Genomic DNA, 14,464 nt, shown 5'->3' on the forward strand with positions numbered 1-14,464 from the left:
GTCCGGCCCCGCCGGTGGGTGGCGAGGCCGGAGGTGCGTGCGGCGCGGTTGTGGGGCGCCGCGGGCGGGTGACCGCGGGTCAGTCGAGTTCGAGCTCGCCGATCTTGGCGCCGGTGTCGAAGTTCTTGACGTTGTTGTCCGAGACGTTCGTGTACTTGAACTGCTTGACGACGTTGGTGTCGTTGTCGCTCTTGTTCTCGTACTTGCTCATCACGTGGTCGCTGAAGTCGTAGGCGGCCGAGGTCCAGTTGTTGTCACCGGCCAGGGCGGTACCCGCCGAGCCGAGGACGGCGGCGGTCGCCAGGACAGCGGCGGCGGCTGCGGTGCGGATGCGCATGAGAGCTCCTTGCGGTCGGGTCGCGCGGTGGCGCGCGGGGTTGTGCGCTGTGCGCCGAGAGCTGTTCCCCGCGCCGTGGCGGAACGATCATCATTAATCCGCACGCGCCGCTGATGTACGCCGCACGGGCGCTTCCCGTCGAGGCGGGCCGTAGGCTTCCGCGGGGGCCCATGTGAACCGCGCGGGCGCTGTGGGTGTCTCCTCCGGTATGAAGGAGCAGTCGACCGGAACGGTCTCGGCCGGTGTCACCCTCGGCCTCTTCGCGGCGTGGGCCCTGCACGACGCGGAGGAGACGGCCATGATGCCGTACTGGACCCGCACCCGGGTCCCCGAGCTGCGCAAATCGGCACCGTGGGTGCCGGAGGCGGTGTGGACGCGGCTGGAGGCGACGGACGGCCGGCAGTTCGCGGCGGCCGTCGGCGTGATGGCCGTCCTCGTGGGGGCGGCCGCTGCGGAGGGACACCGTACGGGCGGCCGGAGCGCCACCTACCAGGCGGCGCTGGGCGCCTTCGGCGCGCACGGCGTCCTGCACCTCGCGCAGGCCGCCGCCACCCGCAGCCTCACCCCGGGGGCGCTGACCTCACCGCTGGTGGTCCTGCCCTTCGCGGTCCGGGCCCGCGCGATCCTGCGTGAGCAGGGGGTCCTCCGGCCGGCGAGGCCGCGCGACGTCGCTGCCTCGGCCGTCGGCGCTCTCGGGGCGCTGGCCGTCTCCCACGGGGTCGCCCGGCTGCTGGTGCGACGGCGCTGACGACAGCGGGGGCACCCGGGAGCGGGAGCGCAGCCGGTCGCTCAGGGCGCAGGCGGCGACCGCCACGGCGAGGAACGTTGTCGCGCCCGCCGGCGCCGTCGTCGCGTGTTGGCCGCCGTAGCCGCCGCCCATCAGCCGCGCCGCCGCGTATCCGGTGACCGCACCGCTCAGCACGGCGCAGCCCGGCACCGCGAGCAGGCGGCCGGAACCCGCCCCGCCGTCGGACACGGTGTCGCGGGTGTCGCGCAGCGCGAGGCGGGCCGCCATCGAACCGAGGACGAGCCCCGTGGCGGTCGTCGGGCTCGGGCTCCCGGTTCGCCGGGGAGTCCGGGCCAGGGACGAGGGAGAGTGCGGCGGATAGGACGACGGCGCCGTCCACAAGGCTGTGCACGGCGCCGTACGGTATGCCCTCGGGCCACGGGTGCGGTGGGGTACCGCGGCCACGAGGCCCGGCGGGCGGTGGGGAGTGGAGGTGCGGGTGGGGTCAGAGGAAGGAGTTGACCTGGATCGTCTCGTCGCGGCCGGGGCCGACGCCGATGGCGGAGATCGGGGCGCCGGACATCTCCTCCAGGGCCCGCACGTAGGCCTGCGCGTTCTTCGGGAGGTCGGCGAACGTCTTGGCCTTGGTGATGTCCTCGCTCCAGCCGGGCAGGTACTCGTACACCGGCTCGGCGTGGTGGAAGTCGCTCTGGTTGTAGGGCAGTTCGGTGGTGCGCTCGCCGTCGATCTCGTAGGCGACGCAGACGGGGATCTGCTCCCAGCCGGTGAGCACGTCGAGCTTGGTGAGGAAGAAGTCGGTCAGGCCGTTGACGCGGGTCGCGTAGCGGGCGATGACCGCGTCGAACCAGCCGCAGCGCCGGTTGCGGCCCGTGGTGACGCCGAACTCGCCCCCGATGGTGCGCAGCGCCTCGCCGTCGTCGTCGAACAGCTCGGTGGGGAAGGGGCCGGCGCCGACGCGGGTGGTGTACGCCTTGAGGATGCCGATGACCCGGTTGATCTTCGTCGGGCCGACCCCCGCCCCGGTGCAGGCGCCGCCCGCCGTCGGGTTGGAGGAGGTCACGAACGGGTACGTGCCGTGATCCACGTCCAGCAGGGTTCCCTGCCCGCCCTCGAAGAGGACGACCTTGCCCTCGTCGATGGCGTCGTTGAGGACCAGCGTGGTGTCGGCGACGAAGCCCTTGAGCTGCTCCGCGTAGCCCAGCAGCTCCTCGACGACCTGCTGTGCGGAGATCGCGCGGCGGTTGTAGAGCTTGGCCAGCACCTGGTTCTTGAAGTCGAGCGCGGCCTCGACCTTCTGCAGCAGGATCGACTCGTCGAAGAGGTCCTGGACCCGGATCCCGACGCGGTTGATCTTGTCGGCGTAGCTCGGGCCGATGCCGCGCCCGGTGGTGCCGATGCGCCGCTTGCCCAGGAACCGCTCCGTGGTCTTGTCGAGCGTCGCGTGGTACGGCGTGATCAGGTGCGCGTTACCGCTGACCAGCAGCTTGGAGGTGTCGACGCCGCGCTCCTGCAGTCCGCTCAGCTCGGAGAGCAGGACCGAGGGGTCGACGACGACGCCGTTTCCGATGACCGGGGTGCAGCCGGGGGACAGGATCCCGGAAGGGAGCAGATGCAGCGCGTACTTCTGGTCGCCGACGACGACCGTGTGGCCGGCGTTGTTGCCGCCCTGGTAGCGCACCACGTAGTCCACGGAGCCGCCGAGCAGGTCGGTGGCCTTTCCCTTGCCTTCGTCACCCCACTGAGCACCGAGCAGCACAAGTGCGGGCACAGGCGTACACCCCTTTCGGGTGGGGCATGTCCCACGTGCGTGGCGAGTATCGCCATCGCGAGAGCCGCAGGTCGGTACCCCGGATGGAGGAAGCCCCTGGCGCAACAGCGACAGGGGCTCTTGCACCGAGAGATTACCGAACAATTCTCCCGGGTGACGAACAGGGGAGTGCCTCGCTCGGACGGACGTGCGAGACAGTACCGCTCCCGCACCGGCTCAGCACGCGTCGGATTCACGAGGAAGGACCGTGGTGTCGGCTCCAGATCCCGCGAGGCCCTCGACGCAGCCCACTGCGGAGCCGGAGCCGCAACGCAAGCCCCCGGTGCCGCCGCTGCTGGTGGTCGTCGACCCGGTCGCCCGCGCCACGGACGGCGAGTCGGTCCGCATCACCCGTGACGTGCTGCGCGCCGGGAGCCGGGGCGCGAAGCTGTGCCTCCCCGACGACCCCGAGGAGGCCGCGCGGGCTCTCGTGCGGCGCGGCAGCCGCCGGCCCGTGCTGGTCGGCAACGACCACGCCCTGCTGCACGCCGTCCGGCTCCTGCACGAGGAGCGGGCGCTGGCGGGGACGGCGCTGTCCGTGGTGCCCGTCGGCAACGGCCCCTCGGTGGCTCTCGCCCGCAGTCTCGGCCTGCCGCTGGACGCCGTCTCGGCGGCCCGGACGGTACTGCGCGGTACCCCGCGCGCCATGGACGTGCTGGTGGACGACGCGGGCGACGTCGTTCTCGGCGGCCTGCGCATCGAAGGCGCCCCGGCATCTTCGGACGGAGGTGGCCCGGCGCCTTCGGGTGAGGGCGCGAGCCGGAGGGTACCTCCGCAGGCCCGGAGATTCGTGCCCGCGGCGCAGCAGGAACAGGCGGAACCGCTGGACCGGCCCGCGGAGCCACCTTCCCTGGAGGCGGTGCCCGCGCAGGGCGCTCACCCGGGAGAGCCGGTTGCCGGGGAAGCCGGGGAAGCGAGCGGGGAGGAGCGGGGGGTCGGGGCGCCCGCCTGGGCGCGGCTGCGCCGGTCCCTGGAGCGGCCGATGCGGTCGGCGGTCCGCTCGATGCGCTCGCTCCATGCCCTCCGCTCGGTCCACGCCCTCCGCCCGGCAGGCCGGGCGGACCCGGCGGGCCCGGGTGACGGCGCCGGGAGGGGCCCGGTTCCTGCGGTCCCGCTCTCAGGGCCCGCCGCCCCCTCCCGGCTGCGGGTCGAGGCCGACGGTACGGAGCTGGTCGGTCCGGGCCGCCCGGTGGCCGAGCTGTCGGTCCGTACGGCCGGGGACACCGGGCTGGCGGAGGTCGTCGTCCGGCCCGCCGATGGGGGCGCACCCGTGCGGGCGAGGGCGCGTACGGTCACGGTCACCGCGCCCGCGGGCCGGACCTTCCGTTACCGGCCGGACGCGCAGGCCCCTCTCGCCCCGGTGCGGGCCCGGACCTGGACGGTGCACCCGGGCGGCTGGCACCTGGTGCTCCCCTCCACGGGCTGAGGCCGCCGGTCCGGGCGAGCGCGGCGCAGGGGCTCCGCGGGGTGTGTGTCAGCCCTCGCGGTCGTGCCAGCGCTTCAGCATGGCTTCCAGCTCCTGCTGCATGAAGCGCAGGAAGTCCGCGCTCTCCCGGATGCGGAGGCCCCCGGGTGTGTCGTCGCCGAGGGTGTCGGCACCGGCGTTGAGGGTGTGCTGCCAGCGGCTGAGGAGGTTGTCGCGGTTGAGCAGGGTGGTGTACCAGATGTCCTGGTGCAGCAGGTAGCGCTCGCGACGGGAGCCGGGGTCGCGCTGGCGGCTGACCATGCCGACCTGTGAGAGGTAGCGGACGGCACCGGAGATGGCGGCGGGGCTGGCCTGGAGGCGGCGGCCCAGCTCCGCGGAGGTGAGGGCGCCGTCCGTGGAGGCGAGCAGGCAGGCGAACGTGCGGGCTGCCATGCGCTGCATGCCCGCCTCGGCGAGGTCGGCGGCGAACCGTTCCACGAAGGGGGACACCTGTTCGCTGTAGTGCTGGAGCTCCGCTCCGGGGCTCTCGCCCCCCTCGGCCTGCTCATCCCCCTCGGTCCGCTCGGCCCCTTCGGTCCGCTCGCCCTGCTCGCTCACCTCGTCGGTCCTCTCCTCGTCGGCCACGTCGGACGGCTTCTTCCTGCTCAGCGCCCCTCTCGGAGACTCTAACGCTTCCTTAACTTCACAATTTTGTGAAGCTAGCGTAGTTTCCCAAACATGAAAGCCGCCAGTACCGCGACCGTCCCTGCCCCGTCGCCCCGCACCACGGCGATCTCCGTGTCCGGGCTCGTCAAGACCTTCGGCAGCACCCGCGCCCTCGACAGGCTGGATCTGGAGGTCGCGACCGGCGAGGTGCACGGTTTCCTCGGTCCCAACGGGGCGGGGAAGTCGACCACGCTGCGCATCCTGCTGGGCCTGCTCCGCGCCGACACCGGCTCCGCCCGCCTGCTGGGCGCCGACCCGTGGGACGACGCCGTCGCCCTGCACCGGCGCCTGGCCTACGTACCCGGCGACGTGGAGCTGTGGCCGAACCTGACCGGTGGCGAGGCCATCGACCTGCTGGCCCGGCTGCGGGGCGGCATCGACCCGGCAAAACGTGCCGAGCTGATCGAACGCTTCGACCTGGACCCGACCAAGAAGGGCCGCACCTACTCCAAGGGCAACCGGCAGAAGGTCGCCATCGTCGCCGCGCTCGCCTCCGACGCGGAGCTGCTCCTGCTGGACGAGCCGACCGCTGGCCTCGACCCGCTGATGGAGGTCGTCTTCCAGGACGTCGTCCTCCAGGCCAAGGCCCAGGGCCGCACCGTCCTGCTCTCCAGCCACATCCTGTCCCAGGTGGAGAAGCTGTGCGACCGGGTGAGCATCATCCGGCGCGGCACGATCGTGCAGACGGGGACGCTCGACGAGATGCGGCATCTGACCCGTACGACCGTCGAGGCCGAGCTCGACCTCTCCGGGGCGACGGCCGGCCGGGGCACGGCTCCCCGGGACGCGGCCGGGCGGGATCCGCGGGTGGCGGGCCTCGCCGAGCTGCCCGGCGTCCACGGGCTGCGCACGGAGGGCGACCGGGTGCACTTCGCCGTGGACGGCGCCCATCTGGACGCCGCCGTACGCCACCTCAGCGGCATCGGCATCCGCAGCCTCGTCAGCCACCCGCCGACCCTGGAGGAACTGATGCTGCGCCACTACGGCGACGAACTGGCGGGCACCGGCAGGGTGTCCGCAACCGGAACCCCGGACGCCGCCGCAACGGACGGGGCCTCGCACGGATCGGACGGCGCCCCGCGATGAGTACCGCCACCACCGCCTCCGTGCCCGGCGCCCGACCCGGCTCCGGGACCCGCCCCGGCCGCCGCCTCCGCCCCGGGGGCGCGGGTAACGGCGGTACCGCGCTGGCCGGCACCGGCACCCTCTGGCGCTTCGCGCTGCGCCGCGACCGGCTGCGGCTCCCCGGCTGGGTGCTGGCGGTCCTCCTCGTCTCGCTCTCGGGCGTGCAGAAGTCCGCCCAGCTCGCGCCGGACGACCCGGCCGCCTCGGCCGACATGGCCAGGACGCTGAGCGGGCCCGCCATGCTCGCCATGACGGGCCCCGAGCACCACCTCTCCCAGTTCACGCCCGCCTCCTTGCTCAGCATGCTGATGCTCGGTTACGGCGCCGTCCTGACCGGCCTGATGAGCGTGCTCACCGTCGTGCGGCACACCCGCGCCGACGAGGAGACCGGCATCGCCGAACTGCTCCGCTCCGGCGTCGTGGGGCGGCACGCCACGCTCAGCGCCGCCCTCGCCACGGCGGGCGTCGCCGACCTGGCGCTCGGCGTGCTGTTCGCCGCCGCGCTGCCCGCCACCGGGCTGGAGGGCGTCACCGCCGGCGGCGCGCTGCTCTACGGTGCCGCACACACCGTCGTCGGCCTGGTCTTCGCCGGGGTCGGCGCGGTCGCCGTCCAGCTGCCCGCGCACGGCAGGGCCGCCTCCGGCGCGGCGCTGGCCGCCGTCGGCGCCGCGTACGCGCTGCGCGCCGCGGGTGACGTCGGCACCGAGGCGCTGGCGTGGCTCTCCCCCGTCGGCTGGGTCCAGCGCACCTACCCGTTCGTCGACGACCGCTGGTGGCCGCTGCTGCCCGCGCTCGCGCTGGCGCTGTCCGCGACGGCCGCCGGTTACCTGCTCAGCACCCGCCGCGACGTGGGCGCCGGTCTCCTGCCGCCCCGGCCGGGTGCCGCCACCGCCTCCGCCGGGCTGCTGCGTCCGCTCGGCTTCGCCCTGCGGCTGCACCGCGGACTGCTCACCGGGTTCTGCGCCGCCTCGGTGCTGCTCGGCGCCATGTACGGCTCCCTGCTCGGCGACGTGGACGACATGCTGGCGGACCTGGACGACATCCGGGAGGCCGTCGCCCGGGCCGGCGGCTCCCTCGTCGAGTCGTTCGCCTCCACGATCCTGCTGGTGGTCGCCGTCGTCGCCGCGCTGCACGTGGTGATGGCCGCGCTGCGGCCCCGCTCCGAGGAGACGGCCGGCCGTGTCGAACCCCTGCTGTCGACCGGCCTGTCCCGCACCCGCTGGCTCGGCTCTCACCTGACCGTCGCCCTCGGCGGGGGCACCCTCGTGCTGCTGGCCGGCTCACTCGGCCTGGGGCTGGCCGGGGCCGCGTCCACCGGCGACGGTGCCCTCGTGGGGCGGCTGCTGGGTGCCGGACTCGCCTATGCCCCGGCCCTGTGGGTCACCGGCGGGGTGGCGGCGCTGCTGATCGGCTGGGCGCCGCGGGCCGCCGCGCTGGCCTGGGCCGTCCCGGCCTACGGCTTCGTCGTAGGCTACCTCGGCAAGCTCCTCGATCTGCCCGGCCGGCTGAACGACCTCTCCCCCTTCGGCCACGTCCCCGCCCTCCCCTCCGCGGACCTGCGCTGGACGCCGCTGGTCGTCCTCACCCTGGTCGCCGCCGCGCTGGTCGCCTGCGGTCTGGCCGGGTTCCGCCGCCGAGACCTGGAGACGAAGTAGCCCCGGCCGCCGTGCAGCCCACGGGGCGGCCTCCTGGCGAGGGTCGGCGCCCGGAGGTCACTCGGCGCGCTGGTACCGCAGCGTCGCGCCGTTCGGGAACTCGCGGAGCAGGGCGCCTTTCTCGGCCCGCAACGTCGAGGAGGCGCCTGCCGCGCAGGTCCCCCGGGAGGCCGAGCGGTCGACCTCGGGAGGCGCGACGCGGGCCGGTTCGGTGTCGTCGCCCGTGAAGAAGACGTCCACCGTGGCCTCGCAGTGTTCGGGACCGTCGGACACCATGCGCAGTCCCTGGCCTACGGCGTCGTCGGCCCCGACGGCCAACGTCTGACTGCCGCCGCCGGCCAGCTGCCGGCGCCACGTGCCGACCAGCGCGTCGGGCAGCCGCTCGGGAGTGGCGACCTTGTGCAGCGTCGCCGTGCGTCCGGCGGCCCGCCACTGCAGGGAGCCGTCCGGCCCGGCCGTCAGCCTGTGCACGCCGATCGCCGCACAGCGCCCCCGCGGCACGCTCTTGACGACCTTGGTGTCCAACCGCATGCCGTCCCGGGCGCCGGAGGACCCGCCGTCCTGCGCGGCCCCGCCCTGCGACGGTGCCGTGGTGAGCTTCGCGTCGCTCTTGCACTCGTAGTCCTGACCGAGGCTGACGCTGGTGGCCACGATCTCGCCCTCCTTGCCGGGCGTGATGACGAAGCGGCGGCGCTGCCCGTCGGGCGTCCCGTCCCGCTCGACGGCGCCCACCCAGGTGCCCAGGTAGGCGTCGGGCACGTCGGACTGCGCCTCGCCGCCTCCGCCGCCCCCGCCGCCCTGGTCCCCGCCTCCGTCGCCGACGAGCTGGCCGAGGCCGCCTTCCACCGCCGCGACCCCCGTACCGACGAGGACGACGGCGGCCACGACCGCCGTCACCGTACGAAGGACCCGCCGCTTCGGCCCCCGCCGCCTCCCGCGGGGCAGCGTCGAGGCGGGTGCGGCGGACTCCGCGTCCCCGTCCTGGTGTTCCGGCCCGGGAGCTGCCGCGGAGCCGATGCCGTCGACAGCGCCGAGGCCCGTCCCGGATGCGGCCCTGCCCGTACCGGCGGACCCGGTCCCGGTCGCGGTCCCGGCTGCGGTGCCCCTCGCGGTAGTTGCCCCGGCCGCATCGCTGAGGTCCCTCCCGGGGGTGCCCTCCCGGTCGGTGCCGGCTCCCGGCGGCGGAGCGGCCCCGCCCCGGGCCGCGTCGCCCGGCGGTGTGACGGCGTCGCCCGCGTCGAGGGTGCCCGGCGCCGGGGTGGCCGCGCCAGGGCCGGGGGCGCCCGGTGCGGACGGGTAGCCGAACGCGCCGGGTGAGGGCGCGGCGTCGAACGCGTTGGCACCGGCCACCGGCGAGGGCGCGCCGTGGGACGGCATCGATTCCGGCAGGGAGGACGAGAACGGAGTGGACGAGGGAGCCGGTGCGCGGGCCGAAGCCGACTCGTAGGGCGAGGGGGCGTAAGGAACACCGGCAGCGCCGTCGCGGTGCACACCCGAACCCGACGGCGGCGTTTCCGTGTCCAGCAGGCGCACGGCCTCTCGCCCGAGTTCGGCGAGCAGTCCGGCGGGGAGCCACGGCGGGGCCGAGGCGCCGACCGCCACCGGCTGCACCCGCGCCACGATCTCTTCCGGCGTCGGGCGGGCGGCGGGGTCCTTGGCCAGGCAGTCCGCGATCAGCTCCCGCATCCGCACGGCGTTCTCAGCGGCCCGGGCGTTCCCGGCGTTTCCGCCGTTCCCGCCGAGGCCCGCACCGACGCCGCCACCCGCGCCCGCGTGCCCGGCCCCGTCCGCGAGGCCCCGCAGATCCGGCTCCTCCGAGGCGATGCGGTACATGACGGCGTGCACTCCGCCCGCACCGCCGCCCGGACCGAACGGCGGGCGTCCGGTCGCCGCGTAGGCGAGGACCGCACCCATGCAGAACACGTCGCTGGCCGGGCTCAGCCTGCCGCCGGTGATCTGCTCGGGCGACATGAAGCTCGGTGACCCGACGACCATGCCGGTGCTGGTGAGGGTGGATTCGGGCACCTCGTCCAGGGCCCGCGCGATGCCGAAGTCGATGACGCGGGGGCCGTCGATGGTCAGCAGTACGTTCGACGGCTTCAGATCGCGGTGGACGATGCCCGCCCCGTGGATGTCGAGCAGGGCGGAGGCCAGCCCGTAGGCGAGGACGCGGACCGATCCGGGCGGCAGCGGCCCGTGCCCCCGCTGGATCGCGGACTGGGTGGGGCGTTCGGAGCCGTCCTTCAGCCCCTTGGAGACGACCTGGTCGAGCGAGGGCCCCGCGATGTAACCGGTCGCCACCCAGGGGGTCTCCGCCTCGGTGTCGGCGTCCAGTACCGGCGCGGTCCAGCGGGCGCCGACCCGCCGCGCGGCCCCCACCTCCATCCGGAACCGGGTCCGGAAGGCGGGCTCCGCCGCCAGCTCCGGCTTGACCAGCTTGACGGCCACCGTGCGGCCCCCGACGGACCGCCCCAGGTACACCCGGCCCATGCCGCCCGCACCCAGTCTTCTCAGCAGCCGGTAGCCGCCGACACCGACCGGGTCCTCCGGCAACAGGTCCGCCATACGCCGCCCGCCCCCCGTGGTTCATGGGTCGTCACTGGTTGGCCGTCTCCAGGTCACCCTCACCCACGAAGGTCACGGTCCGGCCGCCGACGGGCTTCGCTTCGGTGCTGGAGACGCCCACGCGACTGACCCTCTGCGCAGCCGCGTCACCGGACCCATGGGATCACACGAGGGTTTCGTCTTTGCGGGTGGACGGCCCCCCTGGCCGCCGGTGAGCCGCTCCGCGCCGCGCCCTGCGCCCGGACTCCGCCTCGCCGCCCGGCGGGAGGCCGACAGGACGCCGGCGCGGTGCGGCCCGGCGGTTCCGCCGCGTTCGGTGGTGCGGTGCCGTGGGTCTCTCGTTCAGGAGCGGACCGCCGCGAAGACGGCGTACGCCTCCGAGTCGGAGTGCTGGTACAGGCGGTGGAAGGCGTCCACGACGGCGGGCTCGTAGACGCCCAGCCGGGTGAGGATCTCGCGGGCGAAGGCGACGGGTTCGGTCGGCCCCGCGGTGATCAGGTCGCCGTCGGTGACGGCGTCGGCCTCGCGGTAGTGGGCGGCGCCCCGGTAGCCGTTCGCCGACCGGAGGAACTCCGGTGCCGCGCTGGTGTGTGCGCGTTCGTCCAGGAGCCCCTCGTCGGCGAGGCCGTGGACGGCACCGCAGATGGCGGCCACGGGCACGCCCTCGTGCAGGAACTCGCGGGCCGTGTACGCGAAGTCGGCCAGCGCGCCGTCGGCCCACCCGTCGGCGCCGGGGAGGATCAGCATGGAGCTGTCGGCGGGGCGGAGGGTCTCCAGGGTGAGGTCCGGCTGGAGGCGCAGGCCGCCTTTGGTCACCACGGGGGCGCCGGTGAGGGCGACGGTGGTCACGCCGCCGGGAAGGTGGGCGACGGCGTGACCGTACTCCCAGTCGGCGAGCGTGTCGTAGACGGCGAGGTGGACGGTCATGGCGGCCTCCCAGGGCAGCGCTCGGCGGGAAGAGCAGCGAATGAGAGCATCCTGTCGAAAAGCGGGCATACTGTCCCGCTCGCCGCACGGGACGGGCTGCTGATCCTTAACGTCGCGGGGAAGCCGCCTTAACCCGCGCCTTTCTACGTTCTTCCGCATGGATTCGTTCAGCCAGTTCCTCGGCCATCTCGCCCTCGACCTCGCGGCGGTGCTGGTCCTGACGTGCGCCGTCTACTTCCCCCGGCACCGCAGGCGGGACCTGCTGCCCGCCTACCTCGCCCTGAACGTGGCGCTGTTCTCCGTCGTCGCGGCGCTCGCCCGGGTCGGCGGCGACGGCGGGCTGGCGCTGGGCTTCGGGCTCTTCGGGGTGCTGTCGATGATCCGGCTGCGTTCGGAGTCCATCCAGAACGAGGAGGTGGCCTACTACTTCACCACCCTCGTCATCGGGCTGGTCGCAGGACTGCCGCATCTGCCGTTCGGTCTGGCGGCCGCACTGTGTCTGCTGCCGGTCGTCGTGCTGTACGCCGCCGACCATCCGCGCCTGTATGCCCGTACCCGGCGTGCCGTCGTCACCCTGGACGCGGCCGTCACCGACACCGAGGGCGTCCGGGCCCACGTCCGCGCCAGGCTGGGCGAACCGCTTGCCTGGAAGGTCACCGAGGTCGACTACGTACGCGATCTGACGGTGCTCGACGTCCGCTACCGCGAGGTTGCCGCGAGCCAAGGGCGGGCACGGGGACGAACGACGGCCCCCGCTCGTCACCGCGACGACGACCTCGGCGAGGCACCGGCGCCGCAGCCGGCACCGCGACCGGCACGGACGCCCGGAACGGCCCCGGCGTCCGGGACCGGCCCCCACGCCGCCGCCCCCGCGCCGAGCGTCGCCGGCGACAGCGACACCCGTACGACGTCCACGTCCGCGTAGGCGCCAGGCCGACGTTCACGTCACGCACGCCTGCCACTGCCGCTCACCCGAGGGAGACCGCCTGATGCCTGCGCTCACCACCTCCGCCGCGACCGCCCCCGCAGGACCCCCGGCGAGCGGGGGCCGCACCCGGGTCGCGCCCGGCGTCCGCGCGCTGGCCCGCGCCGCACTGGCCGCCCGCCCCATCGGCCTGGACGCCGTCATGGAGCGCGCCTCGCTGCTGGACCGCTACGACCGCTGCTACCTCGTCCCCGCCTCGACGTTCGTGGACATCGCGGCACTGCTCACCGACCAGCGCCGCGCCGAGCCCTTCCGCGCCCTGTCCATCGGGGGCCGCCGCTGGTTCGGCTACCACTCCGTCTACTACGACACCCCCGGCCTGCGCGCCTACCACGACCACCGGCAGGGCCGCCGTCGGCGCTGCAAGATCCGTGAGCGGCTCTACCAGGACACCGGTGAGCGCCAGTTCGAGATCAAGGTGAAGGGCGGCCGCGGCCAGACCCTCAAGTTCCGCCGCCGCCTCGACGAGCGCGCCCACGCGCTGGAGGACGCCTCCCGCGCCTTCCTGGCCGGAACCCTCGAGGACACCTACGGCAGCGACTTCGCGGTCCCCCAGGACCTGACGCCCAGCCTCGTCACCGACTACACCCGGGCCACGTTCGTCGCAGACGGCCGGCGCATCACCGCCGACGCCGGGATGGTCTGCCGCGACGCCGACGGCAACGAGGTGCACGGCGCCCGCGATCTGGTCCTCGTCGAGACCAAGTCCTGCGGCCACCTCACCGAGGCCGACCTCCTCCTCCACGAAAGCGGCTACCGGGCCGCGGAGTTCACCAAGTACGCCTCCCTCGCCGCCCTCGACCCCGCCCTCCCCGGCAACCGCTGGCTCCGCGCGCTGAGGGAGACGTTCCCGTCGGAGACCTTCCCCGGCACCCCGCAGCACGGGACCGCCCCGGCGGCGTGAGTCCCCGCTCTCAGGCGGGCAGCGGGCGTTCGTGGACGACGTGTTTCATCACCAGGGTGGAGCTGAGGCGCTGGACGCCGGGGAGGGTGGCGAGGTTCTCGTCGTAGAGGCGCTGGAAGGCGGCGAGGTCGGCGGTGACGACGCGGAGCAGGTAGTCCGGGTCGCCGAACAGGCGCTGGGCCTGGACGACCTGCGGGAGGTCGGCCAGCGCCTGTTCGAAGCCGGCGATGGTGGTGCGGTCCTCCTGGCGCATGGTGACGAAGACGAGGGCGTCGAAGGTGAGGCCGACGGCCGCCGCGTCGACGACCGCGCGGTAGCCGCGGATGGCACCGGTGCGCTCCAGCTCGCGGAGGCGCCGGTGGCAGGGGGAGAGGCTGAGCCCCACGCGTGCTGCCAGCTCGGTGACGGTCAGGCGGCCGTCCGCCTGGAGCTCCGCAAGAATCTGCCGGTCCATGTCGTCCATGGGGGAGATTCTCCCACCCGTGACGGCCTGATGGGCCATATGAGGGAACACCTTTGGGGTGTTTCTCCGTATTCTTTCTCCTCGATCCCGCGTGAGAGGAAGAACCGACCCCCATGGCTACCAGCTCCATAGCCGCCTTCGCCGCCGTCTCCCTGCTCCTCGTCCTGGTGCCCGGCGCCGACTGGGCGTTCGCGATCACCTCCGGGCTGCGGGACCGGTCCGTCGTTCCGGCGGTCGGCGGGCTGATGCTCGGATACGTGGGGCTGACGGCCGTCGTCGTCGCCGGGGTGGCCGCCGTGGTGGCGCGGACCCCCGGCGTGCTGACCGGCCTGACCCTGCTGGGCGCCGCCTACCTGGTCCGGCTCGGGGTCACGACGCTGGCCGGCGCCAAGGACTCCGGGCCCCCGGCCGCCGAGGGCGCCGACGGGGGAGCCGGTGCCGCCTTCGGCGCCCGGTCCAGGCTGCTCAAGGGCGCCGGTGTCAGCGGGCTGAACCCCAAGGCGCTGCTGCTGTACGTGGCGCTGCTGCCCCAGTTCGCCGACCAGCACGGGAGCTGGCCGCTCGCGTGGCAGATCGGGCTGCTGGGGCTGCTGCACATGTCCACGGCCGGGGCCGTCTACCTGGGTGTCGGCTCGCTCGCCCGTACGGTGCTGCGGGCCCGGCCCACCGCGGCGCGGGTCGTCACCCGGCTCTCCGGGGTCGCGATGATCGTGCTCGGCGGGATGCTGTTGGTGGAGCAGGTCCCGCACTGAGGGGGAGTGCGCGTCCCTGGTGCGGAGCCCACGTCCCGGGCTCGGGCCCCCGGGCCGGTTCACGG

13 protein-coding genes are annotated in these 14,464 nt (G+C 74.2%); 7 read left to right on the forward strand and 6 right to left on the reverse strand.

The features are described from left to right. Window positions 1-79 precede the first annotated feature (79 nt). Window positions 80-337: a hypothetical protein gene (locus H297_RS0126890; RefSeq protein ID WP_027739579.1), complete on the reverse strand. Its 258-nt coding sequence runs from the start codon at window positions 335-337 to the stop codon at window positions 80-82. A gap of 208 nt (window positions 338-545) precedes the next feature. Here H297_RS0126890 and H297_RS0126895 point away from each other — a divergent pair, with 208 nt between their 5' ends. Beyond that, complete coding sequence (locus H297_RS0126895) at window positions 546-1,085, forward strand: HXXEE domain-containing protein (RefSeq protein ID WP_027739580.1); 540 nt, start codon at window positions 546-548, stop codon at window positions 1,083-1,085. A gap of 484 nt (window positions 1,086-1,569) precedes the next feature. Here the strand turns inward: H297_RS0126895 and H297_RS0126900 are convergent, their stop codons facing one another. Beyond that, the gene (locus tag H297_RS0126900) at window positions 1,570-2,853 is read right to left on the reverse strand and encodes an adenylosuccinate synthase (protein WP_027739581.1); all 1,284 of its coding nucleotides are present in this window, start codon (window positions 2,851-2,853) and stop codon (window positions 1,570-1,572) included. Window positions 2,854-3,100: 247 nt separating this feature from the next. On the opposite strand from H297_RS0126900, the gene H297_RS0126905 reads away from it, so the two are divergent. After that, window positions 3,101-4,318, forward strand: a complete 1,218-nt coding sequence (locus H297_RS0126905) for a diacylglycerol kinase catalytic domain-containing protein (protein WP_486589684.1) — start codon at window positions 3,101-3,103, stop codon at window positions 4,316-4,318. Window positions 4,319-4,366: 48 nt separating this feature from the next. Here H297_RS0126905 and H297_RS0126910 read toward each other — a convergent pair whose 3' ends face one another. Then, on the reverse strand, window positions 4,367-4,807 hold the full coding sequence (locus H297_RS0126910) for a MarR family transcriptional regulator (protein WP_051352234.1): 441 nt from the start codon (window positions 4,805-4,807) through the stop codon (window positions 4,367-4,369). A 228-nt stretch (window positions 4,808-5,035) separates the two neighbouring features. On the opposite strand from H297_RS0126910, the gene H297_RS0126915 reads away from it, so the two are divergent. Both H297_RS0126915 and H297_RS0126920 read left to right on the forward strand, forming a co-directional pair. Next, window positions 5,036-6,109: an ABC transporter ATP-binding protein gene (locus H297_RS0126915; RefSeq protein WP_027739584.1), complete on the forward strand. Its 1,074-nt coding sequence runs from the start codon at window positions 5,036-5,038 to the stop codon at window positions 6,107-6,109. Next, entirely contained in the window at window positions 6,106-7,803 is a 1,698-nt protein-coding gene (locus H297_RS0126920; protein ID WP_027739585.1) for an ABC transporter permease, read from the forward strand. Before H297_RS0126915 ends, H297_RS0126920 begins: the two co-directional genes overlap by 4 nt. Window positions 7,804-7,860: 57 nt before the next feature. Here H297_RS0126920 and H297_RS43820 read toward each other — a convergent pair whose 3' ends face one another. Then, window positions 7,861-10,368 (reverse strand): serine/threonine-protein kinase, encoded by a 2,508-nt coding sequence (locus H297_RS43820; protein ID WP_027739586.1) that lies wholly within the window; start codon window positions 10,366-10,368, stop codon window positions 7,861-7,863. A 342-nt stretch (window positions 10,369-10,710) separates the two neighbouring features. Beyond that, window positions 10,711-11,295 (reverse strand): DJ-1/PfpI family protein, encoded by a 585-nt coding sequence (locus H297_RS0126935; RefSeq protein WP_027739587.1) that lies wholly within the window; start codon window positions 11,293-11,295, stop codon window positions 10,711-10,713. A gap of 157 nt (window positions 11,296-11,452) precedes the next feature. Here H297_RS0126935 and H297_RS38655 point away from each other — a divergent pair, with 157 nt between their 5' ends. Both H297_RS38655 and H297_RS38660 read left to right on the forward strand, forming a co-directional pair. Then, the gene (locus H297_RS38655; RefSeq protein WP_051352210.1) at window positions 11,453-12,220 is read left to right on the forward strand and encodes a DUF4956 domain-containing protein; all 768 of its coding nucleotides are present in this window, start codon (window positions 11,453-11,455) and stop codon (window positions 12,218-12,220) included. A 64-nt stretch (window positions 12,221-12,284) separates the two neighbouring features. Further along, window positions 12,285-13,184, forward strand: coding sequence for a VTC domain-containing protein (locus H297_RS38660; protein ID WP_078514635.1), 900 nt, complete (start codon window positions 12,285-12,287; stop codon window positions 13,182-13,184). A gap of 10 nt (window positions 13,185-13,194) precedes the next feature. On the opposite strand, the gene H297_RS0126950 is transcribed toward H297_RS38660, so the two are convergent. Then, complete coding sequence (locus H297_RS0126950; RefSeq protein ID WP_027739588.1) at window positions 13,195-13,647, reverse strand: Lrp/AsnC family transcriptional regulator; 453 nt, start codon at window positions 13,645-13,647, stop codon at window positions 13,195-13,197. A 113-nt stretch (window positions 13,648-13,760) separates the two neighbouring features. Here H297_RS0126950 and H297_RS0126955 point away from each other — a divergent pair, with 113 nt between their 5' ends. Then, the gene (locus H297_RS0126955) at window positions 13,761-14,399 is read left to right on the forward strand and encodes a LysE family translocator (protein WP_027739589.1); all 639 of its coding nucleotides are present in this window, start codon (window positions 13,761-13,763) and stop codon (window positions 14,397-14,399) included. Window positions 14,400-14,464: the final 65 nt, after the last annotated feature.

This window comes from Streptomyces sp. CNT360, assembly GCF_000424785.1.